We start from the raw sequence: 20983 nt of genomic DNA, 5'->3' as shown, positions 1-20983 counted from the left end.
CCCTTGGCGCGTGTGGAGGTCGGGTTGTTCGACGTCGGACTCGGCGAGATGGTGGTGCTCGTCGTGCTCGCCCTGGTCATCTTCGGGGACAAGCTGCCCCAGGCGGCCGCCCAGGCGGGCCGGGCACTGCGCCAGGTACGCCAGATGGCCAACAACGCCAAGGCCGAACTGCAAGAGGGCCTGGGACCCGAGTTCAAGGACTTCGACGTCGCCGACCTCAACCCGAAGACGTTCGTCCGCAAGCACCTGCTCGAAGACCACGACGACGACCTGCGGCCCACCACCGCCAACGGCAGCGGCGTCTTCGACGACGAACCGTCCTACACCACGATGCCGGGCGGCCTCGAATACGGCGAGCGCCCCCCGTTCGACAACGAGGCGACCTAACGGCGCCGTCCAACCACCCGGCCCGGCGGCGCCGGCTCAGAGCGGCTCGCGGTCAGCGCCGCTTCGGGGAGATGCCGAGGGACATTCCGGCCAGCCCACGCGACCGGGTGCCCAGGGTGTCGGCGATCGTGCGGAGCTCCTTGGCGGCCTCGGCGTCCGGATCCGACAGGACCAGCGGAGTGCCGGTGTCGCCGCCCTCGCGCAGCCGCGGGTCGATCGGGACCTGCCCCAGCAGCGGGACGCGGGTGCCGAGCGTCCTGGCCAGCGCGTCCGCCACCGTCCGGCCGCCCCCCGTGCCGAAGACGTCCTGCCGCTCGCCGCAGTGCGCGCAGGTCAGGTACGACATGTTCTCGATCACGCCGATCACCTGCTGGTGGGTCTGCGCCGAGATCGCGCCCGCCCGCTCGGCCACCTCGGCGGCCGCCTGCTGCGGCGTGGTCACCACCAGGATCTCCGCGGACGGCAGGAGCTGCGCCACCGAGATCGCGATGTCGCCGGTGCCCGGCGGCAGGTCCATCAGCAGGATGTCCAGGTCGCCCCAGTAGACGTCGGCGAGGAACTGCTGCAGCGCGCGGTGCAGCATCGGGCCGCGCCACACCACCGGCTGGTTCCCGGCGGTGAACATCCCGACCGAGATCACCTTCACGTCGTGCGCCGACGGCGGCATGATCATGTCCTGCACCTTGGTCGGCGCCTCCCGGACGCCCAGCATCCGCGGCACCGAATGGCCGTAGATGTCGGCGTCCACCACGCCCACCTTGCGGCCCTGCGCCGCCAGCGCGGCGGCCAGGTTGACCGTGACCGACGACTTGCCGACGCCGCCCTTGCCGCTGGCCACCGCGTACACCCTGGTCAGCGAGCCGGGCTTGGCGAACGGAATCTCCTTGGCGGGCTCGCCCCCGCGCAGCTTGGTCTGCAGCGCCTTGCGCTGCTCCTCGCTCATCACGTCCAGCTCGACCGCGACGGAGGACACGCCGTCGAGCCGCGAGACGGCCTCGGTGACGCTGCGGGTCAGCGTGTCCTTCATCGGACACCCGGCCACGGTCAGATAGACGCCGACGCGCACCGCGCCGCCGGGCGCGATGTCGACGCTCTTGACCATGTCGAGCTCGGTGATGGGCTTACGGATCTCGGGATCGTTCACCGTGGCGAGCGCCTCGGTCACCTGCTCGGTCGTCAACTGGGAGGCCATGCCCCCATGGTATGGACACCCGGGCGATGCCCGCGAACCCGGCACCCCGTTACCTGATGCGACACGGCCGATACTCTCCGCGAGACGCCGTTCCCCTCGCACCCCGGCGCCGCGCGCCGTACGATCGCCCCCGTGACAACGTCGTCCACCTCCATCAACGCCGAGGAATCCACCCTCTGGCGGGACATGCTGCGCGCCCAGGTGCAGATCTCCCGCCGGCTCCAAGCGGACATGACGACCCGCCACGCGCTCGCGCTCGGCGCGTTCGACGTCCTGGTGCGCCTGGGCGAGACCCCGGGCGGCAAGCTGCGGATGAACGACCTGGCCGACCGGGTGCTGCTGTCGCGCAGCGGGCTGACCCGGCTGATCGACCGCATGCAGCGGGGAGGGCTGGTGCAGCGCGCGGCCTGCGACAGCGACGCGCGCGGGTTCTACGCGGTGCTCACCCCCGAGGGCAGGAGGCGGCTGGACGAGGCCACCCCCACCTACCGGGAGGGCATCCGCCGGCACGTCCTGGGACGGCTGGACGAGGAGGAACGGGAGGCGTTCGCCCGGATCCTCGGCAAACTCGGCGACCCCGCCTCTCCCGGCTGACCCTTGCCCCGGTTCAGCGCAGCGGCGCGCCCGAGGTCTCCTTGCGCTCCCCGTCCAGTTCCCTGATCAGTGCCTGAAGCTCGGAACGCAGGAAGTCGCGGGTGGCCACCTCGCTCAACGCCAGCCGCAGCCCCGCGATCTCGCGGGTCAGGTACTCGGTGTCGGCGATGGCGCGCTCGTCACGGGCCCGGTCCTGCTCGTACTGCACCCGGTCCCGGTCGTCCTGCCGGTTCTGCGCCAGCAGGATCAGCGGCGCCGCGTACGACGCCTGCAACGACAGCGCCAGCGTCAGGAAGATGAACGGGTACGGGTCCCAGCGCAGGAAGGACGGCGCCAGCAGGTTCCAGCCGATCCAGACCGTGACGAAGACCGTCATGTACACCAGGAACCGGGCCGTCCCGAGGAACCTGGCGAAGCGCTCGGACAGCCGGCCGAACGACTCGGGATCGTAATGCGGGCGGGGCAACAGGCTACGGCGCAGCTCACGCGGCTGATCCAGGCGTGGCGTCGTCATGGTCACCTCCCCTGTCGGTCGGTCGTGTCCCGCTCACCCCCGGCGGCCGGGCCGCCACGAAGGGCCTCCTCCTCCGGATCCCCCGTACCCTCGGCGGCCGCTTCCATGGCGTTCTCCCGCCAGTCCACGGGCAGCATGTGGTCGAGCACGTCATCGATCGTGACACTGCCGAGCAGATGCCCGTTCTCGTCCACCACCGCGCCCGCCACCAGGTTGTACGTGGCCAGGTACGTGGCCACCGCCTCCAGCGACACCGCCGGGCGCAACGGATCCAGCTCCGTGTCCACGATCCCGCTCACCAGCGTCGGCGGCGCCTCCCGCAGCAACCGCTGGAAATGCACCGTGCCCAGGTAACGGCCCGTGGGCGTCGCCGTGGGCGGACGGCACACGTACACCTGCGCCGCCAAGGCCGGGTTCAGATCGGGATTGCGGATCCGCGCCAACGCCTCCGCCACCGTGGCGTCCGGCGGCACCACCACCGGATCCGTGGTCATCAGACCGCCCGCGCTGTAATCCGGATAGGTCAGCAACCGCCGCACCGGCGCCGCGTCCTGCGGCTCCATCAGCGTCAGCAGCCGCTCCCGCTGCTCGGTCGGCAACTCGCCCAGCAGGTCGGCCGCGTCATCCGGATCCATCGCCTCCAGCACGTCGGCGGCACGCTCCACCTCCAGCCGCCCCAAGATCTCGACCTGGTCGTCCTGCGGCAGCTCCTCCAGCACATCCGCCAGCCGCTCGTCGTCCAGCGCCCGCGCGACCTCGTCCCGCCGCTTCTCCGGCAGCTCATGCACGACCCCCGCAAGATCGGCCGGTTTCATCCGCTCGAACGCCGCGATCAACCCCGCCGCGCCCTGGCCGTACTCCACCGCCGAGAACCCGTGCACCGCATCCCAATCCACCACGAACGTCTCGCCACGCCGCCGCAACCGCCCACCCCGGACGGCACGGCTCACCGCCACCTTCGACAGCAGCCAATCCCTCGTCCTCGTCGGCTCCATGGCCACGTCCACCACCACGACCGGCTCATCGCCCTCCACCAGCCGCACCGTCCGGTCCAGCATCTCGGCGATCACCAGGGTCTCCGCCTCGCGCTTCTGGAACCTCCGCACATTGAGCCGGCCGTCGAACACGATCGCGTCCGCCTCCACCACCGTCACCCGGGTGATCGGCAAGAACACCGGCCGGCGCGGCGCCACCTCCACCACCAGCCCCAGCACCCGCGGCGGGCGCGCCCCCAGACGCAACGCCACCACCACATCGCGAACCCGCCCGACCTGGTCGCCCGCCGGATCGAACACGGCCACCCCGGCCAGCCTCGCAATGAAAACCCGCCCCGGAACACCGGTCATATGCTGAGCTTATTCTTATGGCAGCCGCGAGCTGCGCTCCTCGCCTGGGGGCTCGTCGCTTGTCGCGCCTGCGGCGATCGCTGCATCGCTCCGACTCGCCTGGGGGCTCGCTACGCGATCAGATTCTCGCTGGCGCTCGAATCTGCCTCCGGTCGCGATCGCAACGCCTGGCCGCCGTTCGGGGCTGGGGTTGCGGGCTGAGGTAGTTGCGGCTGTGTTTATTTGCAGGTGCGAGCTGCGCTCGTCGCTTGTCGCGGCTGTGTGGGATCGCTGCATCGCTTCGATTCGCCTTGGGGGCTCGCTGCGCGATCAGGGTCTTGCTGGCGCTCGCCCCTGGCTTCGGTGCGCAACGCTGGGCGACCGTTGGTGTCGGGTGGCTCACATTTTTGGGTGCCTTGTCACGTTTTGGGGCTGGGGGGCGTCGTGCATGGCGACACCTGCGTGAGTGGAGGAGTTTGTCGTGAGCCGCATCTCTCTTGACCCGCCGCGGACACTGCGTTACCGGCTGTTCTCCTGGTTCTCGCGCCGTAAGTTCGGGGCCGAGCTGGATCCCGCGCGGGCGATGGGGCATCACCTGGGGGTGGTGACCGGGTACGGGATGCTGGAGATGTCCGTGGCGCGCTGGGACGCGGTGCCGCATCGGCTCAAGGACCTGGCCGTCATGGCGTCGGCGGTCAAGATCGGTTGTTCCTGGTGCGTGGACTTCGGGACGTGGGAGTCGGTGACGCACGGGATCCCGTTGGAGAAGCTGGAGGCCGTTCCGCGGTGGCGCGAGAGCGACCTGTTCGACGAGGACGAGCGCCTCGTCCTGGAGTACGCGGAGGCGATGACGGCGGACCCTCCGGTCGTCACGGACGAGCTGACCGAGGGCCTTCGCCGGTACCTGGACGAACGGCAGCTGGTGGAGCTGACGATGATGGTGGCCCTGGAGAACCTGCGGTCGCGGTTCAACGCGGCGGCGGGTCTGACAGGCCAGGGGTTCAAGGACCGCTGTGAGGCGGTGCCGGTCGGAGTGAAGCGCGGAAAGGTGTGAACGTGGGGGTCGCTTCGCTGGAGGAAAGCTTCCAGGAGTACCGCGACCTGTTGTTCGCGGTGGCGTACCGGATGCTGGGGACCGCCGCGGACGCCGAGGACGCCGTTCAGGACGCCTGGCTGCGCTGGTCGGCCGCGGACAGGTCCGATGTGGAGGATCCCCGGGCCTACCTGGTGCGGATCACGACCAACCTGGCGCTGGACCGGCTTCGGTCGGCCCAGGTGCAGCGGGAGACGTATGTCGGGCCCTGGCTGCCCGAGCCCATACTGACCTCGCCGGATGTGGCGGAGGAGGCCGAGCTGGCCGAGTCGGTGTCGATGGCGATGCTGGTGGTGCTGGAGACGCTCAGCCCCTTGGAGCGGGCCGTGTTCCTGCTCAAGGACGTGTTCGGGTTCCCGTACGCGGAGATCGCGCAGGCGCTGGACCGTTCGGAGACCGCCGTGCGGCAGATCGGTACGCGGGCCCGCAAGCATGTGGAGGCACGGCGCCCCCGGTTCTCCATCGACCGGCGGGAGCGGCAAACGGTGATCGACCGGTTCGTGGACGCGGCGCTGGGCGGCGACCTCAACAAGCTGATGGAGGTGCTCGCCCCCGACGTCGCGCTGTGGACGGACGGCGGCGGCAAGATCAAGGCGGCGCGGCGGATCATCCATGGCGCGGACAAGGTGGCGCGCTGGGTGGCGGGGGTCACCGGCCGGCCGTACGCGGGGGTGCAACCCGAGGACATGCGGATCCGGAGCGCCGACATCAACGGCGTGCCGGGCATCGTGGTGGACGGGCCCGAGCGGCCGATCTGCACGATCACCGTGGACGTCGACGAGCGGGGGAAGGTGGCGGCCGTCCACGTCGTCGCCAATCCCGACAAGCTGCGCGCCATCACGGCGAACAGCGAGCTGCCGATGTAGTCAGCGGTCCGCCTTGCGGCGTTTGCCGCCGAACATGCGCGGGGCCCGGCCACGTGTGGTGGCCGGGCTCGGTACGGGGCGCACGGTCGCGTAGTCGCCCGCGTCCCGGCCCGGCTCCTGCGTCACCTCGCCGGTCGGTGTGAGGCGGACGATGTACGACTCCTCCGCCCAGTGTTCCACCTGCCCTTCGTGCGTGGCGGCGTTGAGGCGTTCCTTGGCGAGCAGCGGCGCCACCTCGTCCCAGAGTTCCGTGCCGGCCTGGACCTGCTCGACCGCGGCGACGAAGGTGATGAGGCGGCCGCGCTTGTCCTTGCTGGGGAGGGTCACCGGCACGGTCCGCGCCTCGGGGAGGCCCGGCAGGGGCTGCTCGCCCTCGCCGCCGGTCAGGACGTACAGGGAACCGTCGTGCCACAGATGCCAGGCGGCGCGCGGCTGCGGCAGGCCGGGCAGCTCCAGCCACACCAGCCCCGACTTCTTGGCCGCCTCCTCCACCAGCGCCGACCATTCGCTCATACCGGCAGAGTGTCACATGAGCCCGCTGGATAGCATCCGCTGCATGCGATCGCGACGTACCACCCTGGCGGTTCCCGGGAGCAACCCCCGCTTCATCGAGAAGGCCCAGGGGCTTCCCGCCGACGAGGTCATGCTCGACCTGGAGGACGCGGTGGCGCCCGGGGCGAAGGAGAAGGCGCGGGCGAACGTGGTGGCCGCGCTGAAGGAGGGCGACTGGACCGGTAAGGTCCGGGTGGTGCGGGTCAACGACCTGGAGACGCACTGGGCGTACCGGGACGTGATCGAGGTGGTGGAGGGCGCGGGCGCCGACCTCGACTGCGTGATGCTGCCGAAGGTGAGCGACCCGTCCCACGTGCGGTGGCTCGACCGGCTGCTGACCCAGATCGAGCGCGCCATGGGGTACGAGGTCGGCCGGATCGGGATCGAGGCGCAGATCGAGGACGCCCGCGGCATGGTCGCGGTCGACGCGATCGCGGCGTCGTCGCCGCGGCTGGAGTCCCTGGTGCTGGGGCCCGGCGACCTCATGGCGTCGATCAACATGGGGACGCTGGTGGTGGGGGAGCAGCCGCCCGGCTACACCGAGGGCGACGCCTACCACTACATCCTGATGCGGATCCTCATGGCGGCCAGGGCGCACGATCTGCAGGCGATCGACGGACCGTACTTCAACGTGCGGGACGTGGAGGCGTTCACGCGGGTGGCGCGGCGGTCGGCGGCGCTGGGTTTCGACGGGAAGTGGGTGCTGCACCCGTCCCAGATCGAGGCGGGCAACGCGGTGTTCTCACCCTCACAGGAGGATTACGACCGGGCGGAGCTGATCCTGGACGCCTATGATCACAGCACCACGGTGGAGGGACGCGGCGCGGCCAGGCTCGGCGACGAGATGATCGACGAGGCGTCCCGGAAGATGGCTCTGGTCGTCGCCGCCAAGGGACGGGCGGCGGGCCTCAAGCGGACCTCGGTGTTCGAGCCCCCGTCGACCTGACGGCGCGCGCCGGCCCGTACGCTTTGTGTGAGGACCAGCGTTTCGCCTGGCAGGGAGGTCTGGCGTGTCGGATCCGGCGGACAGGGACTGGGCCCCGCCCGATCCGGGCGCGGTGAACCGGGGACCCGAGCAGGCCGAGCCTCTCCCGGCCGGTGCCTACCCGGCGCCCTATCCGCACCAGTACGGGCTGCAACCACCCTTCGCGAAGGTTCCATGGACGGTGCCGACCCCGGCCGGGTCCCCGTACCACCGGATGGCGCGCACGGCGGCGCACCGCTGGTGGCGGCCGCTGGTGGGGACGTTCACCATCCTGTTCGGCGGCTTCGCCATGGTGATCGTCCTGGGCATCGTGGCGCTGATCGTCTCCAGCCTGATCACCGGCGAGCAGCCGAACCTGGACGGGACCGGCGACTCGATCCTGGGCAACGACCTGGCCGACCTGGGCCTCAACCTCGCCACGCTGGCCGTCTTCCTGCCGTTCGCCCTGCTGGTGCCCTGGCTGGTGCAGCGGCGGCGTCCCGGCACCGTCTCCTCGGTCGTGGGGCGGCTGCGCTGGCGCTGGCTGCTGGTCTGCGCGGGCCTGGCGATCGCGTTCTGCGCCGTGTCGTACGGGACGATGTGGCTGGCGGACCTGGCCGTGGACGATCCTGCCGAGGCGAACGAGCGGTGGGTGGGCTGGGGCCGGTTCCTGGCGGCGGCGGCCGTGATCGTCCTGCTGGTGCCGTTCCAGGCGTCCGCCGAGGAGTACGTGTTCCGCGGCTGGCTGCTTCAGGCGGTCGGCGCGTGCACCCTGGAGACCGCCCGGGGACGCGTCGGGCGGGCGCTCAGCGTCGTGTTCCGCACGCCCTGGCCGGGGATCGTGGTCGGCGGGGCGCTGTTCACCTCCGGCCACGGCTACACCGGCTGGGGGATCCTCGACATCTTCGCGTTCGGCGTGATCGCGGGCTGGATCACGGTGCGCAGCGGCGGCCTTGAGGCGTCGATCGCGCTGCACGTGTTCAACAACTTCCTGGCGTTCCTGGCGCCGGCGGCGGTGGGCCGGCTCGACATCGTGCAAGGCGCGGTGCCGTGGCAGTACGTGCTGGCCGACGTGGTCCCGATGATCCTGTACGCGCTGGGGGTGCTCTGGCTGGTGCGGAGGCTGGGGATCGAGACGACCGTCCCCGGCCCGGCCGAGGCCGAGCCGGAGCCTATTCCGGCGGCCTCCGGACACTGAACGACTCGTACCGCGCGGTCGCGCCGCCGCCCGGTCCGGGACGGGAGATGGCGGCGACTCCCACCGCGCCCGGCCCGTAGGCGGCGCGGCGGTCGCGGAACGCGGCGACCTCCCGTCCGTTGACGAGCATCCGCAGCGCGGTGCCGTCGCCGGTGAACCGGCATTCGGCCTCGATCCGGTTCTCCCCGGACGGGACGGCGGCGCCCGGGGCGGGGCGGAACGGGACCAGCACCCATCTGGCGCCGTCCCTGCCCTCCTTGGTGATCCCGGCGCGCCCGTCCGTCGTGACCGAGAAGGAGTACCGGCTCTGCGCGTCGGTGACGGGCGTGCCCGCGCACCAGATCCCGTACTCGCCGGCGCCCACCTGCATCCGGGCCGTCGTGGACAGCCGGACGGAGGTCATCCGGTCCGCCCTCACCGGCGCGGTCGCCGCCATCCCCTGGTCGGGCAGCGGCTGGAGCAGGTAGCCGCCCTTGTAGTAGCGCGCCGTGCCGGCCGCGGTCACGGCGCGGGGCCAGTCGCCCTCGGTGTCGAACGACTCCTCGAAGGACGTGCCCGTCGTGGCGGTGCCTCCCGTCCCGTACACCTGGTAGAGCGCGAAGCCCGCGACGGCCACGGCACCGGCGGCCAGCGCGGCCAGCGGGCGTCGCCCGAGCCGGAGCGCCGTGGGGCGGCCCGCCAGGCGGCGGTCCGGCGCCTCAGGGCCGTCGGTGGACGGCGGAGGCTCCGTCCCCGGCGGTTCGGGCGGTTCGCCGCCTGAGGGCCGCTCCTCGGGCTCCTCGGGCTCCTCTGCTGGCAGGTCCCGCTCCGTCGGGGGCACCGGGCCCAGCGCGCTCCAGCCGCTCCGCAGGACCGCCTTGGCGGACTCCCCGAGGGGACGCCCCGCCAGCTCGTCGATCAGCTCGCGGGCCCCGGGGCGGCGCTCGGGCCGCTTCTCCAGGGCACCGGCCACCAGCGTGCGGAGCCGGCCGGGGAGGCCGCCGAGCCGCGGCTCCTCGTGCATCAGCCGGTAGAACATCACGTCCGGGGACGCCTGCCCGAACGGGGGTTCGCCGGTGCCGGCGAAGGTCACCACCGCGCCCCAGGAGAACACGTCGGCCGCGGGGGTCACCTCGTCGCCCGCGGCCTGCTCCGGGGCCATGAACGGAGGCGTCCCCATGGCCACGTTCCCGGTGATCGGTCCCGCCCCGGCGAGCTTGGCGATCCCGAAGTCGATCACCCGCAGGCCCTCGGGGGACAGGATCACGTTGCCCGGCTTGAGATCCCGGTGGACGACCCCGGCCCGGTGGATCGCGTTCAGCGCCACGGCCGTCCCGACCGCGACCGACTCCAGCCGCGCCCCGGACAACGGCCCGTCCTCCTTCACCGTGTCCCAGAGGGTGCGCCCCTCCACGTACTCGGTGACGATGTAGGCCACGTCCTCGGTGACGGCGTGGTCCACGACGGGGGCGGTGCAGAAGGGCGCGACGCGCCTGATCGCCTCCACCTCCCGCTCGAAACGGTGGGGGAAGCCCGGTTCGGCGACCCACGCGGGGTGCATCACCTTCACCGCGACGCGGCCTCCGTCCGGCGCCACGGCGAGGTACACCACGCCCATGCCGCCCGCGCCGAGCCGCCGCACCACCTCGTACGGCCCGACCCGGCGGGCGCCCGTCCCGCTCAGCTTGGTCAGCGTCCGGCTCCGTTCTGGTTCCGCGATGTTCGTGGTGTCTCCGTCGTCCCGGAGGACGGCTAGGGACGGGCGGGGTCGGCGGGGGCGACCGGGATCCGCACGCCGTCGACCGTGACGGCTCCGGCGGCGGGGTCGAGCGGCGGCGCGGGGCGGGGTGTCCGCGCGAGGTTCACGACACCGACCTGGTCGCCGCTGGCAGCACGATCCAGCCTCCGACCAGGCGCGCGCCGCGCACCGTCGAGGTCGCGCGGTACAGGCCGGACGGGGCCTGGACGGCGGCGGCCTTGAAGGCGAACAGGCTGTCCTCGTCGAGGCTGGCCGCGCCGATCACGTTCGTGCCCTGGACCGATCCGGTGAGGATGCCCTTCGGGCCCTGCAACCGGACCAGCCCCTCGGGATAGATCCTGCCGCGCAGCCACGCCTCCAGCCGCCGCCCGTCGCAGACGTAGGCGATCGCGTTGGTGCCGCGGACGGTCATCGCCACGACGGCGCGGGAGTCCTTGACGCGGGAGGCGTAGGTGGCGGTCACCGTCGGGGGGATGGACGGGGACGGGGGCGGCGGGGGAGAGGGGTTCCGCGCGGCGGTGCGCTCGGTGGCCGCGGGTTCGGACGACACCGTCCGGACCAGGACGACGGTGCCCAGGGTGGTGAGGGCCAGCACTCCGGCCAGCAGCACCAGGAGCGACCCCGTCTTGCGCATCTTTCAACTCCACCAGCCGGTGGAGAAACGGGCAAGGGCGATGAACCAACCTCCATCGGGCAGGTGACAGTTGGTGTTCCGGTTGAACCCCCGGCGCCCGTCCGCCCGTGCAGCATCCTGGAGCCGCCGGTGCGCGGGGGAGCTGTCAGATGAGGCCCCAGGCGGTGAAGGCGTCCAGCAGCCCCGGCGCCGTCGGGAGAACGCGCAGCTCCGAGGGCGTGACCCAGCGGGCCTCCGCCGCGTCGTCGCCCGCCCGCAGCGTGCCGCCCTCCACGGTCACCTCGAAGTCGTGGATCTCGTAGACCACTCCCGGGCCGGGGCGTTCCACCGTGCCGACCAGCCGTCCCACGGACACCTCAAGGCCGGTCTCCTCCCGCAGCTCACGGACGACGGCGGCCTCATCGCTCTCGCCGGGCTCGACCCGGCCGCCGGGCACCGACCACAGCCCGGCCGACGGCGCCCGCCCGCGCCTGATCATCAGCATCCGGCCGTCCCCGTCCACCGCGATGCCGCCCACGCAGCGCACGGTGACCCCCGCGCGACGGGCGGCCTTTTCGCCGTCATCGTTCACGACTGTATTTTGTTCCCCTTTTCCCTCCTGTTGAGCTGCGCCAACTTGACGTGATAGCGGCCACACCGCACTGTTGGTAGCCATGAGGGCGGAGCCCACCTGCCCCCGCTGCGGCGGGCGGTTGCACGCGCCCAGCCTCTGGTCCAGTGACTGGAGCTGCGACGCGCACGGGGCGGTGCTGCCGAGGCAGCCCCCGAAACGCCCCAGCGCGGTAGGTCTCGCCGCCGTGCTGGCCGAGGCCCGCGTCCCGGTATGGGTGCCCTGGCCGCTGCCGCACGGCTGGCTCGTCACCGGGTTCTGCTCGGTCGGCGACGAACGCAGCGGCGCCCGCGCCTGCACGGTCGCCCTGACCGGTCCGGGCCTTCTGAGCGGCCCCGCCGACATGCTGTTGATAGCGGAGGAACCGGGCATCGGCCTGGGCGCGTACTACGCGGGCCTGGACGGGCCCGACCCAGGAGTCGGTTTCGACAGCAGCCCTCCCCACGGCAAGCTGGACGTGCAGGGGCCCACCGGCAGCGGGGGCCACTCCGTCCCCGTGTGGGCGGTGCCCGCGAAACCCGACCGGGCCGTGTACGCGGGTGAGGCCATGGGCAACTGGCTGTGGGTGGTCCTGTGGCCGGCCGAGGCGGGAGTCCTCATCCTCGAACAGCCGCACTTGCTCGACCTGCGCGAGCCCGGCATGGAACTGGACCTTCCCTACGGCGCCTTCACCCCTCGCCTCAACCCCTGACGCGTACCCGGCGAGCCCCTCGCCGTCACCGCGTCCGGAGGGACCCATCCAGTGGGCACCCCGCAGTGGGCACCGCGCGATAGGGTGCGGGGCGTGGACGCGCGCATCGAACAGGTGGTGACGTCCGGGACGGTCACCCTGGACGACACCGAGTACGACGTCGAGAACAACACCTACCTCGTCGGTGACGACGACGAGGTCATCGTGATCGACCCGGCGTACGACGCCGAGGCCATCCTCAAGGAGGTCGGCGAGCGGGAGGTCATGGCCGTCATCCTGACCGACGGCAACGAGCACCACCTCAACGCGGTGCTGGAGGTGGCCGCCGCCGGCGAGGAGGACGAGGAGAACTGGGCGCCGATCGCGCTGCACCGCGGCGACCGGCTGCTGTGGCGCGACTACTTCGGCCGCCTCGCCAAGAACGAGGAGGACGAGGACGACGCCAAGGCCCTGCGCTCCCTCGAACCGGACATCTGGCTGGAGGACGGCGGCGTCTTCGAGATCGCCGGCTCCGCGCTGGAGATCGTGCACACCCCCGGTCACACCCCCGGCTCGGTCTGCCTGATCAGCGAGCAGCTCGGCGTCCTGTTCTCCGGCGACACGCTGCACCGCGGCCGTCCGGGCTCGATCGGCGGGGTGTACGAGGACCTGCGCAAACAGCTCAACTCGATCGGCGCGCTGCTGACCCCGCTGCCCAAGGACCTGCGGGTGCTCCCAGGCCAGGGGGAGGAGACCACGGTCGGTGACGAGGACGCCCGCTGGGAGAGCTGGGGCGCCCTGGCCCAAGAAGGCGACGACGACTAAGACCATGGCCGCCGAGCAGCTCGGCTTCGACGGCATGCCGCAGCGGCTGTACACCTGTACGCCGTCACGGCTGAACGCCTGGCTGGACTGCCCCAGGCGGTACCGGATGACGTACCTGGATCGCCCGTCCCCGCCGAAGGGCCCGCCCTGGGCGCACAACAGCCTGGGTGCCAGCGTCCACAACGCGCTGGCGTCCTGGTGGCGCCTCCCCGAGCACGAGCGCACCGTCGAGGCGGCCGGCACGCTGGTGAGGCGCGGCTGGCTGACCGAGGGCTACCGGGACGCCGAGCAGTCCGCCCGGTGGCGTGAGCGGGCCCGCGAGATGGTCGAACGGTACGTCGCGCGCCTCGACCCCACCGACGAGCCCCTGGGGGTGGAACGCACGGTCGCCACCCGCACCGACCGCATCGCCGTCTCGGGACGCATCGACCGTCTGGACGTGCGGGGCGCGGAACTGGTCGTGGTCGACTACAAGACCGGCCGCCACGTCCTCACCTCCGACGACGCGAGGGGGTCCCTGCAACTGGCCCTGTACGCCCTCGCCGCCGCCCGTGTCCTGCGCCGCCCCTGCCGCCGTGTGGAACTGCACCACCTGCCCACCGGCGAAGTGGCCGCGTGGGACCACACCGATGAGTCCCTGCAACGTCACCTGCGCCGCGCCGAGCAGATAGCCGCCGAGGCCGCAGCCGCCGACCAGGGCTACCGCGACCTCGCCCACCGCTCCGCAACACGCGCCAACCCGGCCGACCCGGTGGACCACACCCCCTACAACGGCCTCTTCCCACCGCGGCCGTCCGCCCTGTGCTCCTGGTGCGACTTCGCCCGCCACTGCCCTGAAGGCCAGGCGGCCGCCCCCCGCAAGGACCCCTGGGCCGCCCTGGCCGAACCGAACCCCCCGGAACCCGAAGCCCCCTAACCGGCGAAGGTGGGCCAGCGCCGGGGGTCTTTCAAGCCGCGCAGTCCGTGGCTCACGTCGTAGCCTTCGGCGGCCAGCCGCTGCCTGGCTCGCGCCAGCATGTCGCGGGTCTGCTTGGCGAAGGCGTAGTCGTGCCAGCGTTCCGGGACGGAGTTCATCGCCAGCCGGAAGGAACGCAACGCCGCGGTGACCGCCGGCTGGGGCACTTCGGGGAGGGCTTTGTACATGTGGCGTGCCCAGTCGGGGAGCGTGTAGTAGCAGAGCGCGCCGAACGTGAACCAGCCGGGCTTACCGAGGGCCAGGAACTTCAGGTTCTCGGGCATCGAGGGCCACATCAGGAAGCGCACCGTCGCGGCGGCCTCTTCGGTGACCCTGAGCCGGGGGCGCATCTCGGCCATGTACGTCTCCATCTCGGCGACGCTGCCGGGTACGTCCTCGGCGTGCAGGCCCACGTACGTGGCGCTCTGCCGCTGCTCGTCCAGGTAGCGGTCGGCCATGGCGTCGGTCATCGGGAGCCCGGCCCGCCGCGCGACCTCAAGGTAGGAGTAGACCTCGGCGCAGTGCACCCACAGGAGCAGTTCGGGCTGGTCCAGGCGTTCCTTCCTGCCCGTGTCGTGGTTGAGGATGCGCAGGCTGCGATGGATCGCGCGGACCCTGGCCCCGGCCTTCTCCACCTCCTCGGGGCTGCCGAACGTGCCCACCCCGACGAAGTCCGACGTGCGCTGCAACCGCCCGAAGGGGTCCTCCTGGAAGTTGGAGTTCTGCCAGACGCCCCACATCGCCAGCGGGTGCAGGGCTTGCAGCATGAGGCTGCGCACCCCTCCGACCCACATGGACCGGTCGATGTGGACGCGCCAGGTGACGCTCTCGGGCGGCTGGACGGTCGCCGGCATGGACGCACCTCCTCCTGAGACAAACGAAGGTAAGTGTGTCATTACACCGCCCCGACCGTACCACCGGCCCCGGCCGTACGAAGGACCGCGCACGTCACCGCGTCAGCGGGTGCAGCGCTCGGCGTGGTTCCAGAAGTCGGTGAGGGCGCTGGCGGTGGTCTCGGGCGCCTCGACCGCGGGGGAGTGCGCGGCGCCCGGGATGACGACCTTCGCCGCGTCCAGCCGCTCGGCCATCGCGGCCTGCTCGCGCGGCTCCCAGGCGTCGTCGTCCTCGCCGTAGATCACCAGCGTGCGCAGGCCCGTGTCCTCGGCGTACTTGGCCAGCTCGTCCACCTGGTCGGGGCAGGACACCAGCTCCGCCGCCATCGTCACCAGGCCCGTCTCGGAGTTGCCCAGCGTGCGCGCCTTGAGGAAGTCGACGATCTCCTGGGGCAGCCCGCGTCCGACCGCGTCCGGGCCCAGGTGCAGCTCCCAGATCCGCTTCATGCCAAGCTGCGGGATGGCGTCGGCCAGGGCCCTGGCGCGCTCCGCCGACCTGCCGGTGACCCCGGCGGGCCCCGAGCTCATGATCGTGTACGAGGCCGGCTTGAGGCGTCCCGACAGCAGCGCCTCCCGCGTCACCAGCCCGCCGAAGGAGTGCCCCACCACGTGCACCGGGTCGGGGCCCAGCGCCTCCGCCAGCGCGGCGATGTCGGCGCCCAGCTCGGCACGGGTGTAGGCGGCCGGGTCGTCGGGGCCCGGCGTCTCGTACTGGCCGCGCATGTCCACCGCCACGACACGGCGCCCGGCCCGCGCGAGGGTCTGGAGGACGGCGATGAAGTCCTCCTTGCTACCGGTGTAGCCGGGCACCAGCAAGGCGGGACAGCGTTCGGGTACGCCCGATCCCGGAAGGGCCTCCAGCGCCGCGAAGGCGCCTCGGGAGGTCTGGACCGACGTCCGGCCGACGCCGGGAGGCAAGGTCACGAACCGGGGCGTACTCACAGAGTGCCACCATACTAAATTCGGATCCAAGGTAACCGGTCAAGCGGCTTGGCTGGTAGCGTCCAAGCCGTGGAGCAGGGGGCTGGGCGGGGGGCCGGACGCCGCATGGGACTGCGCGCCGGACGTCGAGTGGAACAGGGCGCGGGACACCGTGCCGCGCGTCCCGGAGCGACGGCCGTCTCGGCGCACCGCCGGGACGAGACGGGCCTCGCGGGGCTGCGGGCCGCGGTCGCGTCCGGTGCCGACTACGTCGAGATCGACGTCCGCCGCACGGCCGACGGGACGCTGGTCGTCCACCATGATCGTACCGTGGCGGGGGTGCCGCTGAGCCGCTGCACCTACCCCAGGCTGCTGGACCTGGCGCCGCGCCCGGTGCCGCTGGTGAGCGAGGCGCTGGAGATCATCGGGGATCGGGCGGGCGCGCACCTCGACCTCAAGGAGCACGGCGCCGAGCACGAGGTCATCACGATGGCCCAGGAGACCTGCGGGCCCGAACGGCTCGTCGTCACCACCCGCGACCCCGACGTGGTCGCGCTCGTCAAACGCTACTTCCCGGGCGTGACGGTCGCGCTGTCGGTGGGCCGCGGCCCCTGGGAGCGCGGCATGGTCCGCGACTTCGCGCCCGTGCGCACACTCCGCGCCTCGGGTGCCGACATGGTGGCGCTCAACCACCGCCTGGCCCGCACCGGCGTGCTGGGCCAGTGCGCCCGCGCCGGTTTCCCCGTGATGCTCTGGACGGTGAACGCGGTCCCGCTGATGCGGCGGTTCCTGAACGACCCCCGGGTCTCCGTCCTGATCACCGACCATCCCGCCACGGCCCTGGGCCTGCGCGCCCACCAGCGCGCGCATCGGCGCGTCCGGTAGGCGACCGCCAGCCGGCCCACGGCGGGAAGGCCGCCCACGGCGAGATCACGAAGCGGGCGTGATCTCGCAGCGGGATCAGGAGTTGTGGACGTCGGTCGCCCGCGCCGCCTTGCGCGTGTGCTGCGCGGCCTGCGCCGCCGCGTCGCCGTCGGTGGCCGCCGCGGAGGCGGGGACGACCGGGTCGCCCCTGCGCGTGCGGCGGCGGCTCCGGCCGCGCTTGCGACCGGTGGCGGGGTGGTCGCCCTCGGCCGCCACGGCGGGGCCGCCGGTCGGGGCGGACTCGGTCGCCGTGTCACCGGTCACCGTGTCACCGGCCTGCCTGGCGGAGGCGGCGGCTCCCGAGGAGGCCGCCTCGATGGGCTTGCCGCCGCGGGTGCGGGTACGGCTGCGCTTGCGCCGCCGCACCGGGCGATCCCGGTCACGGTCGCGCACACGGTGGGCGGAGCGGGACCTGCCGGTCTCGCCGATGTCCTCGAGTTCCTCGGCGTCCAGCCCGGCGCGCTCACCGCGCTGCTCCTTGGGGAGCTTGCCGGTGGTGCCCGCGGGGATGTTCAGCGCCGCGTAGAAGTGCTCGGAGGTGGAGTAGGTCTCCTCCGGGGCGGCGAAGTCCAGCCCGAGCGTGCCGTTGATCAGCTTCCACCGGGCCAGGTCGGCCCAGTCGACCAGGGTGACCGCCACACCTTCCTTGCCGGCACGGCCGGTGCGGCCGATCCGGTGGACGTAGGTGTCGGCGCTGTCGGGGCACTCGTAGTTGACGACGTGGGTGACGTCGTCGACGTCCAGCCCGCGGGCGGCGACGTCGGTGGCCACCAGCACGTCGATCTTGCCGTTGCGGAACGCGCGCAGCGCCCGCTCCCGCTGGCCCTGGCCGAGGTCGCCGTGCACCGCCGCGGCGGCGAAGCCGCGCCCGGCCAGGTCGGCGGCGACCCGGTCGCAGACCCGCTTGGTCTGGCAGAACACCATGGTCAGCCCGCGGCCCTCGGCCTGGAGCAGCCTGGCCAGCATCTCCGGCTTGTCCATCTGGTGCGCCTGGAAGACGTGCTGGACGACCTGCGGCGTGGCCTCGGACTCGGTGTGCGACTCGGCCCGCACGTTGGTGGGCCGGGTGAGGTACTTGCGGGACAGCGCCACGATCTCGCCCGGCATGGTGGCCGAGAACAGCATCGTCTGCCGCTGCGCCGGGATCAGCTCGATGATCCGCTCGATGTCGGGCAGGAAGCCCAGGTCGAGCATGCGGTCGGCCTCGTCGAGCACCAGCACGCCCACCTCGGAGAGGTCGAGGTGCTTCTGCTTGACCAGGTCGAGCAGCCGGCCCGGGGTGCCGACGACGACGTCCACGCCGTCGCGCAGCGCGCCGATCTGCGGCTCGTACGCCCGGCCGCCGTACACCGACAGCACGCGGGTGCCCAGCTTGCCGCCGGCGACCAGCAGGTCGTCGGTGACCTGGAGGGCCAGCTCGCGGGTCGGGGTGACGACCAGGGCCTGCGGCTTCCTGCCCCCGTGCGTGATGCGCTGGAGCAGCGCCACGCCGAAGGCGAGGGTCTTGCCGGTGCCGGTACGGGCCTGCCCGATGATGTCGTGGCCGCCCAGCGCGATGGGCAGGGCGAGCTCCTGGATGGGGAACGCGTCGACGATGCCCTCGGCCTCAAGGGCATCGGTTATCTCGGGTACGACCCCGAGTTCACGAAAGGTAGTCAGGGCTTTCAGCCTCCAATATGCGGGGTCCTCGCTCCCGGGGCGGCGTCGCTCCGGGCCCTGGTGCCACTGCGTACGGTGCGGCCGGGGGACGTTTCGCTCCCCGCCCCGGCTCCGCGTCGTCACGGGGCACCGGGCCGGTCGGACACACCGGTGCCGGCAGGGCCGTCCCCCTGGGACGGGCCGCCGGTTCGCCACCTGTGGCCGCGCGCTCGCGCGGGAGGGACCAGCCGTCGATCAAGATTCCTTAGGCGACCGCTGTCAGGGGTTGAAAGCAGTCACTCTCCGTGGCTGCGCGCGGTCACGCTCCGCGACGCAGTGTACCGACCACCGGATGCTTACACCAATGGGCGGTTCTTCAAGTCAACGCCTCCGCTCGTATGGGCTATTCCCCTGGCGCGGACGATGGTGTATATGGGGCGGTTGGTTCCCTGTGGACGACGAGGGCCGGGGGCCCGCCGGGGTGATGATCTTCACGTTCCGTCCGTATCCCGAAAGCGTTCGTCCATGGCCACAGTCGGCCATGGCTCGGTGCCGGAACGTTCCGTCCCGCCGCGGCCGAACCCGCGCGGGGTCGCCGTTGTCCAAGATCTTGCGGATCCTGGAACGACCTGGCGGTGTGCGGAGGGTGCGCTATGCGGGTGGACGAGGGCCGGTGGCGGCTCGGCGGGTTCACCGAGCTGCGGGAACTGGGGACCGGCGCGCAGGGGCGGGTGGTGCTGGCCCGCCATGACGAGGGCGGCGGCGCGGTCGCGATCAAGTACCTGGCGCGCCGGGAGGGTGACGACGAGGCCGTCGAGGCGCTGCGCGCCGAGGCGGCCATGCTCGCCCGCGTCTCCGATCCGCACGTGGTGCGGCTCTACCGGTTCGTCTCGGGACGGCATGGCGCGGCCCTGGTCATGGAGGCCGTGAACGGCGTGTCGCTCAAGCGGCTGCTGGCCGCGAGCGGGCCGCTGGAGCCCGAGGCGGCGTTGACCGTGTTGAAGGGGTCGTTGCTGGGGTTGGCGGCGGCGCACGCGGTGGAGGTGGTTCATCGTGATTACAAGCCGGCGAATGTGGTGGTTCGGGGTGACGGGCTGAGCAAGTTGATCGATTTCGGGGTGGCGGCGCTGGCGGGGGACGATTCGCGTTCGGGGACGCCGGCGTACATGGCTCCGGAGGTGTGGCGGGGCGAGCCGGCGTCCCCGGCGACGGACGTGTACTCGGCGACCTGCGTGTTCTTCGAGTGCGTCACCGGGCACCGCCCGTACGTCGCCGAAGGGGTCGCGGCGCTGATGGCCCGGCACCTGAACGACGACGTACCGGTGGAGGCCGTCCCGGAAGGGCTGCGCGACCTGGTGGCGAGGGGCATGGCCAAGGAGGCGGACGGGCGCCCTCCGGGGGCCGAGGTGTTCGTGGCCGAGCTTGAGGCGGCGGCGACGAGCGCGTACGGGTCCGATTGGGAACGGCGTGGGGTGCGAGCCCTGGCGATGGGCGCGGTCGCGCTCGCCGCCCTGTTCCCGCTGGGCGCGGCGGCACTCGGCTCGGGCGGCGCGGCCGGGTCCGCGGCCGGGGCGGCCTCCGGGACCGCCGTCGCCGCGACCTCGGTCGGCGGCGGCTCGGCGGGGGCGGGAGCGGGGGCCGCGGCGGGTGGCGGCGTGCTGGCCGCGACCGGCGCGAAGGTCGCGGTCGCGGTCGGCACGGCGGCCGCGGTGGCGGCCGGAGGCGGTACGGCGGCGTACATCGCGTCCGAGGGAGGCGGCGGCGGGAACGGCCCCGCCCCGCGGCCGGTCGCGGCCATCGCCACGGTCAACCAGACGACCACGCTGCCCGGACGCCCGGCACTCCAGATCCAGAACGCCCAGGTCGTCAGGGTGACGGGCCTGAGCGACCCGGTCTTGCAGCAGCGCGTCAACACCGCCCTGCGCGGCCCGCTCGACCGGACCGTCGCGTCCTTCCGTGGCTACGTGGCGGGCCCGCACACCAGCCCGGTGACGGTGCCACGCTGCGCCACGGTGGCCGCCAGGGCGAGCATCCGCTACAGCGGCCCGCTCCTGGTCTCGGCGGTGTACTCGTTCAACACCACGACCTGCACGGTCGCGGACGAGGACCCGGACGGCAGCCTGACCGTCAACGTCGACCTGCGGACCGGCCGGGCGTTGCGCGCGCAGGACATCCTGCGCGACACCGGTCCCGGCGGCGTGGCCGCGCTGGCCCGCGCCATGCCCGAGCTGCCGCCCGACGACCGCTTCTGCCTCCCCGACGGTCTCGACCCCGGCGACTTCCGCGAGCGGGACGGGCGCAGGCCGGTGGTGGAGATCAGCTTCACCCGGGAGCGGATGGAGCTGAACATCGACGTGTCGAACCCGGACTGCGGCCGGGGCGCCGTCTGGCCCGTCCCCTATCCCGCGATCATGAACCTGATACAACCCGACGTGGCCGCCGCGCTTCCGGCGGCGGCGTCCCCGACCCCGGAACGGACATGAGCGGACA

21 protein-coding genes are annotated in these 20983 nt (G+C 72.3%); 11 read left to right on the top strand and 10 right to left on the bottom strand.

Going from position 1 to position 20983, the window contains the following annotated elements:
- Positions 1–24: 24 nt before the first annotated feature.
- Positions 25–387, top strand: coding sequence for a sec-independent translocase (locus QSK21_RS22145; RefSeq protein ID WP_285698564.1), 363 nt, complete (start codon positions 25–27; stop codon positions 385–387).
- A 52-nt stretch (positions 388–439) separates the two neighbouring features.
- Here QSK21_RS22145 and QSK21_RS22140 read toward each other — a convergent pair whose 3' ends face one another.
- Positions 440–1579, bottom strand: a complete 1140-nt coding sequence (locus QSK21_RS22140) for an Mrp/NBP35 family ATP-binding protein (RefSeq protein ID WP_285698563.1) — start codon at positions 1577–1579, stop codon at positions 440–442.
- A 132-nt stretch (positions 1580–1711) separates the two neighbouring features.
- Between QSK21_RS22140 and QSK21_RS22135 the strand changes: the two genes are divergently transcribed.
- The gene (locus QSK21_RS22135) at positions 1712–2173 is read left to right on the top strand and encodes a MarR family winged helix-turn-helix transcriptional regulator (RefSeq protein WP_285698562.1); all 462 of its coding nucleotides are present in this window, start codon (positions 1712–1714) and stop codon (positions 2171–2173) included.
- 13 nt (positions 2174–2186) lie between these two features.
- On the opposite strand, the gene QSK21_RS22130 is transcribed toward QSK21_RS22135, so the two are convergent.
- Both QSK21_RS22130 and QSK21_RS22125 read right to left on the bottom strand, forming a co-directional pair.
- A complete protein-coding gene (locus QSK21_RS22130) occupies positions 2187–2687 on the bottom strand; it encodes a DUF1003 domain-containing protein (protein ID WP_285698560.1) in 501 nt (166 codons plus the stop codon).
- Between the two features lie 2 nt (positions 2688–2689).
- A complete protein-coding gene (locus QSK21_RS22125) occupies positions 2690–4033 on the bottom strand; it encodes a magnesium transporter MgtE N-terminal domain-containing protein (RefSeq protein WP_285698558.1) in 1344 nt (447 codons plus the stop codon).
- Between the two features lie 460 nt (positions 4034–4493).
- On the opposite strand from QSK21_RS22125, the gene QSK21_RS22120 reads away from it, so the two are divergent.
- Both QSK21_RS22120 and QSK21_RS22115 read left to right on the top strand, forming a co-directional pair.
- The gene (locus QSK21_RS22120) at positions 4494–5066 is read left to right on the top strand and encodes a carboxymuconolactone decarboxylase family protein (RefSeq protein ID WP_285698556.1); all 573 of its coding nucleotides are present in this window, start codon (positions 4494–4496) and stop codon (positions 5064–5066) included.
- 2 nt (positions 5067–5068) lie between these two features.
- Entirely contained in the window at positions 5069–5971 is a 903-nt protein-coding gene (locus QSK21_RS22115) for an RNA polymerase sigma-70 factor (protein ID WP_285698555.1), read from the top strand.
- Here QSK21_RS22115 and QSK21_RS22110 read toward each other — a convergent pair whose 3' ends face one another.
- The gene (locus QSK21_RS22110; protein WP_285698554.1) at positions 5972–6484 is read right to left on the bottom strand and encodes a hypothetical protein; all 513 of its coding nucleotides are present in this window, start codon (positions 6482–6484) and stop codon (positions 5972–5974) included. It lies immediately after the preceding gene.
- A 43-nt stretch (positions 6485–6527) separates the two neighbouring features.
- Here QSK21_RS22110 and QSK21_RS22105 point away from each other — a divergent pair, with 43 nt between their 5' ends.
- Positions 6528–7469: an HpcH/HpaI aldolase/citrate lyase family protein gene (locus QSK21_RS22105; protein ID WP_285698553.1), complete on the top strand. Its 942-nt coding sequence runs from the start codon at positions 6528–6530 to the stop codon at positions 7467–7469.
- A 64-nt stretch (positions 7470–7533) separates the two neighbouring features.
- Positions 7534–8685: a CPBP family glutamic-type intramembrane protease gene (locus QSK21_RS22100; protein WP_285698551.1), complete on the top strand. Its 1152-nt coding sequence runs from the start codon at positions 7534–7536 to the stop codon at positions 8683–8685.
- Here the strand turns inward: QSK21_RS22100 and QSK21_RS22095 are convergent.
- The 3 genes from QSK21_RS22095 to QSK21_RS22085 all read right to left on the bottom strand — a co-directional run bounded on the left by QSK21_RS22095 (position 8660) and on the right by QSK21_RS22085 (position 11628).
- Positions 8660–10306: a serine/threonine-protein kinase gene (locus tag QSK21_RS22095; protein ID WP_285698549.1), complete on the bottom strand. Its 1647-nt coding sequence runs from the start codon at positions 10304–10306 to the stop codon at positions 8660–8662. The genes QSK21_RS22100 and QSK21_RS22095 overlap by 26 nt on opposite strands.
- A 220-nt stretch (positions 10307–10526) precedes the next feature.
- Positions 10527–11057, bottom strand: coding sequence for a hypothetical protein (locus QSK21_RS22090; protein WP_285698548.1), 531 nt, complete (start codon positions 11055–11057; stop codon positions 10527–10529).
- Positions 11058–11202: 145 nt separating this feature from the next.
- A complete protein-coding gene (locus tag QSK21_RS22085) occupies positions 11203–11628 on the bottom strand; it encodes an NUDIX hydrolase (RefSeq protein ID WP_285698547.1) in 426 nt (141 codons plus the stop codon).
- Between the two features lie 82 nt (positions 11629–11710).
- On the opposite strand from QSK21_RS22085, the gene QSK21_RS22080 reads away from it, so the two are divergent.
- The 3 genes from QSK21_RS22080 to QSK21_RS22070 all read left to right on the top strand — a co-directional run bounded on the left by QSK21_RS22080 (position 11711) and on the right by QSK21_RS22070 (position 14078).
- The gene (locus QSK21_RS22080) at positions 11711–12358 is read left to right on the top strand and encodes a DUF6758 family protein (RefSeq protein ID WP_285698546.1); all 648 of its coding nucleotides are present in this window, start codon (positions 11711–11713) and stop codon (positions 12356–12358) included.
- A 93-nt stretch (positions 12359–12451) separates the two neighbouring features.
- On the top strand, positions 12452–13162 hold the full coding sequence (locus QSK21_RS22075) for an MBL fold metallo-hydrolase (protein WP_285698545.1): 711 nt from the start codon (positions 12452–12454) through the stop codon (positions 13160–13162).
- Between the two features lie 4 nt (positions 13163–13166).
- Entirely contained in the window at positions 13167–14078 is a 912-nt protein-coding gene (locus tag QSK21_RS22070) for a RecB family exonuclease (RefSeq protein ID WP_285698544.1), read from the top strand.
- Here QSK21_RS22070 and QSK21_RS22065 read toward each other — a convergent pair.
- Entirely contained in the window at positions 14075–14971 is an 897-nt protein-coding gene (locus tag QSK21_RS22065; protein WP_285698543.1) for an oxygenase MpaB family protein, read from the bottom strand. The two genes, QSK21_RS22070 and QSK21_RS22065, sit on opposite strands and share 4 nt — an antisense overlap.
- Before the next feature lie 102 nt (positions 14972–15073).
- Positions 15074–15952 (bottom strand): alpha/beta fold hydrolase, encoded by an 879-nt coding sequence (locus tag QSK21_RS22060; protein ID WP_285698541.1) that lies wholly within the window; start codon positions 15950–15952, stop codon positions 15074–15076.
- A 69-nt stretch (positions 15953–16021) separates the two neighbouring features.
- On the opposite strand from QSK21_RS22060, the gene QSK21_RS22055 reads away from it, so the two are divergent.
- Positions 16022–16816, top strand: coding sequence for a glycerophosphodiester phosphodiesterase (locus QSK21_RS22055; RefSeq protein WP_285698539.1), 795 nt, complete (start codon positions 16022–16024; stop codon positions 16814–16816).
- Between the two features lie 75 nt (positions 16817–16891).
- Here QSK21_RS22055 and QSK21_RS22050 read toward each other — a convergent pair whose 3' ends face one another.
- Entirely contained in the window at positions 16892–18478 is a 1587-nt protein-coding gene (locus tag QSK21_RS22050; protein WP_285698658.1) for a DEAD/DEAH box helicase, read from the bottom strand.
- 668 nt (positions 18479–19146) lie between these two features.
- Between QSK21_RS22050 and QSK21_RS22045 the strand changes: the two genes are divergently transcribed.
- Positions 19147–20976: a serine/threonine-protein kinase gene (locus tag QSK21_RS22045; RefSeq protein ID WP_285698536.1), complete on the top strand. Its 1830-nt coding sequence runs from the start codon at positions 19147–19149 to the stop codon at positions 20974–20976.
- Positions 20977–20983 lie beyond the last annotated feature (7 nt).

Source organism: Actinomadura sp. NBRC 104412, assembly GCF_030269515.1.
In the GTDB taxonomy this organism is placed as follows: Bacteria; Actinomycetota; Actinomycetes; order Streptosporangiales; family Streptosporangiaceae; genus Spirillospora.
Note: the sequence above shows the minus strand (reverse complement) of the source record. Positions and strands in the feature narration are given on the sequence as shown.

Bases quoted from the DNA above. Each gene is read 5' to 3' on its own strand.
- QSK21_RS22090 (WP_285698548.1), bottom strand. From the start codon at position 11,057: ATGCGCAAGACGGGGTCGCTCCTGGTGCTGCTGGCCGGAGTGCTGGCC.
- QSK21_RS22125 (WP_285698558.1), bottom strand. From the start codon at position 4,033: ATGACCGGTGTTCCGGGGCGGGTTTTCATTGCGAGGCTGGCCGGGGTG.
- QSK21_RS22110 (WP_285698554.1), bottom strand. From the start codon at position 6,484: ATGAGCGAATGGTCGGCGCTGGTGGAGGAGGCGGCCAAGAAGTCGGGG.
- QSK21_RS22105 (WP_285698553.1), top strand. From the start codon at position 6,528: ATGCGATCGCGACGTACCACCCTGGCGGTTCCCGGGAGCAACCCCCGC.
- QSK21_RS22070 (WP_285698544.1), top strand. From the start codon at position 13,167: ATGGCCGCCGAGCAGCTCGGCTTCGACGGCATGCCGCAGCGGCTGTAC.
- QSK21_RS22080 (WP_285698546.1), top strand. From the start codon at position 11,711: ATGAGGGCGGAGCCCACCTGCCCCCGCTGCGGCGGGCGGTTGCACGCG.
- QSK21_RS22130 (WP_285698560.1), bottom strand. From the start codon at position 2,687: ATGACGACGCCACGCCTGGATCAGCCGCGTGAGCTGCGCCGTAGCCTG.
- QSK21_RS22045 (WP_285698536.1), top strand. From the start codon at position 19,147: ATGCGGGTGGACGAGGGCCGGTGGCGGCTCGGCGGGTTCACCGAGCTG.
- QSK21_RS22140 (WP_285698563.1), bottom strand. From the start codon at position 1,579: ATGGCCTCCCAGTTGACGACCGAGCAGGTGACCGAGGCGCTCGCCACG.
- QSK21_RS22065 (WP_285698543.1), bottom strand. From the start codon at position 14,971: ATGCCGGCGACCGTCCAGCCGCCCGAGAGCGTCACCTGGCGCGTCCAC.